The sequence below is a fragment of the Moorena sp. genome (assembly GCF_982860115.1).
Genome location: NZ_CEYLVT010000434.1, coordinates 1 through 2,540 on the forward strand (window position 1 = coordinate 1; position 2,540 = coordinate 2,540).

At 41.9% G+C, this 2,540-nt stretch carries 2 protein-coding genes and 1 pseudogene; 1 reads left to right on the plus strand and 2 read right to left on the minus strand.

The window, feature by feature from the left end:
• The coding region (locus AC4II3_RS32425) for a GNAT family N-acetyltransferase (protein WP_488012218.1) at nucleotides 1–529 on the plus strand (529 nt) is incomplete at its 5' end.
• A 46-nt stretch (nucleotides 530–575) separates the two neighbouring features.
• Here the strand turns inward: AC4II3_RS32425 and AC4II3_RS32430 are convergent.
• Together AC4II3_RS32430 and AC4II3_RS32435 are read right to left on the minus strand one after the other, a co-directional pair.
• Nucleotides 576–671, minus strand: a pseudogene (locus AC4II3_RS32430) (Uma2 family endonuclease); the annotation flags it as partial.
• 58 nt (nucleotides 672–729) lie between these two features.
• Nucleotides 730–1,950 (minus strand): RNA-guided endonuclease InsQ/TnpB family protein, encoded by a 1,221-nt coding sequence (locus AC4II3_RS32435; RefSeq protein ID WP_488012220.1) that lies wholly within the window; start codon nucleotides 1,948–1,950, stop codon nucleotides 730–732.
• Between the last annotated feature and the right edge of the window lie 590 nt (nucleotides 1,951–2,540).

Genomic DNA, 2,540 nt, shown 5'->3' on the forward strand with positions numbered 1-2,540 from the left:
GGGAATCGGGAATCGGGAATCGGGAATCGGGAATCGGGAATCGGGAATCGGGATATCCGAGAAAAAGATGTTAATCCGTAACTACCAAGTATCAGATACAAACGATATTGTCGATGTCTACAAAAATGCTATCATGGAGATAGCTTCAGAGGCTTATGATAGTAAACAAGTAGAGATTTGGTCATCCTATCCTAAGGATACCGACCAGTTTACGAAACGGCTGAGTATGGGAATAACACTTGTTGCGGTTGATGGCAATAAGATGGCGGCTTTTGGTCAATTACATCCCGCTAATCACATTGATTTACTGTTTACGGCAAAAGACTACTCTCGCCAGGGTTATGCTACAGCGATTTACCAACACTTAGAACATGAAGCGTTAAAGCAAGGGGTTAGTTGTCTCTATACTGAAGCTAGCAGAATTTCTAAGTATTTCTTTCTGAAACAGGGATTTACTATTATTGAACCGGAGACTGTATTCCTAAGTGGGGTAGGGTTTGAACGGTTTAGGATGCAAAAGGTAATGTAAGCGGTCAGTGGTCAGCGGTCAGTGGTCAGCTTATTTTATTCCATTGTACTAACTCCCCATCAACCAGTTCATAACGGTTATCTGTACAGTCGTCGTATTCCAGGTATTGGTCAAACGTGAGTTTGGAGGTGGTTTTAACCATCGTGCCATTCGCAGTTACTGACTTTAATCCTACAGTTTCTAGCGTGAACTACCCCGACTTACTTCTTTGAAGTCGGGGCTTCCAGCTTCACGGAAGAATGCCTTAACTTGGACGGGCGTCCACGTCTTGGTCTTACTTCTTCTCCACTGGCGTTGACCTCCCCCGTCCCAGAGGAGGATAGCATTCTGATCCCTTCTGCTCTAATATTCTTTGCCGCATTACCATCTCTGTCGTGGTGAGTTCCACAACTTGGACAAGTCCAAGCCCTGACATCCAGTGGCAACTCCTTGATTCGGTAATGACAATTAGAGCAGGTTTTGGAACTAGGAAACCATCGGTTTATTTCAACTAATACCTTTCCTTCTTTTTCGCACTTATAAGACAGGAAGTTTACAAAGGTTCCCCAACCCAGATCAGATATTGCTTTAGCTAATTTATGGTTACGAACCATGCCCTTGACATTTAGGTTCTCGACTACCACCACTTGGTTGTTGTCAACTATCTTTCTAGATAGTTTATGCAGGTAGTCTTGGCGGACATTTCTAATCCGTTCGTATACCTTGGCTACAATCTTTCTGGCCTTTTTGCGTCCATTGCTGCCTTTTTTCTTTCGGGCAGCGATACGCTGTTTTTTAGTCAGTTTCTTTTCGGACTTGGCTAAGTGCTTTGGATTCCCAAACTTGGAAGTCTTTTCGCCATCGTAGGTAATAGCAAAATCCTTAATACCCAAATCAATTCCGATAACATTTCCTTTTGTGGAAGGCTGCAAATCATCCGGCTCATATTCCATTAACACCGAAGCATAATATTTTCCAGATGGAGTCTTGCTAACGGTTACAGTTTTCATTTCTCCATCTAGTGGTCGATGGATTATTGCTTTGATAATGCCTAATCTTCCAGGGAACTTCAAGTAGTTGCCAACTTGTTTTACGTTCTGGGGATACTGAATTGATTGGCGATGATGATATGATTTGAACCTAGGATATTCAGCCCTACCCTCAAAGAAATTTTGATATGCACGACTAAGATTGAGACTCACGGATTGCAAAACCTGAGAGTAACAATCTTTTAGCCATTCAGTCTCTTTTTGTTTTTTGAGCTTTGGCAACATAGAGTTGAGTGCAGATTGTTTTAGCCCCTTGCCAGTTTCTTTGTAGGTTTCTATGCACTGATTCAAAGCATAGTTCCACCACCAACGAGCGCATCCAAAATGCTGAGCTAACACTTGAATTTGCTCTTGTGTGGGATAAATTCTAACTTTGACGGCTTTATGTTTCATTGCACTCAAACTTGTTATCGACCCTGCTTAATATTATATATATTTCACAGTAAGGTGTCAAGGGATAAAAGAAATTTTCTGTCTCGCTATCCATCCTAGAGACGCGCACCTTAGTAGAGTGGAGCCTTAATCAAACAGTTTTAACCCTTTTTCCCATAGCCGACCAACCTTAAAGGCGACCCTCTACTTACGGTAACTTCAACACCCTGGAAGAGGGTGGGGAATTCCGCGAGTTTTGTTAAAGTTTTTTAGGGCGTTCCAGTACCGGCTCTTCAATAGCATCCCGTAGCCTGTCCAGGTTTCGGGTAAGCATTCAGGCGTGCGCTTAGTGCATTAGCTGATAGCTGATAGTGGATAGCTTAAGGTTTCCGAATGGTAAAATACTGGACAGATTGCTTGTTTTGGATGTAGCGATCGCTTAGTTTATAATTTTGTGATCGCTCATTTTTTTTTCTTTCCCTCCCCACACTTACCACCTTTACCACTATTTAGGGATTTTTGACCCACTATACGTTACGGGTACGCACTAAATTCTTCATTCTAAATTCTAAATTCTAAATTCTAAATTCTAAATTCTAAATTCTAAATTC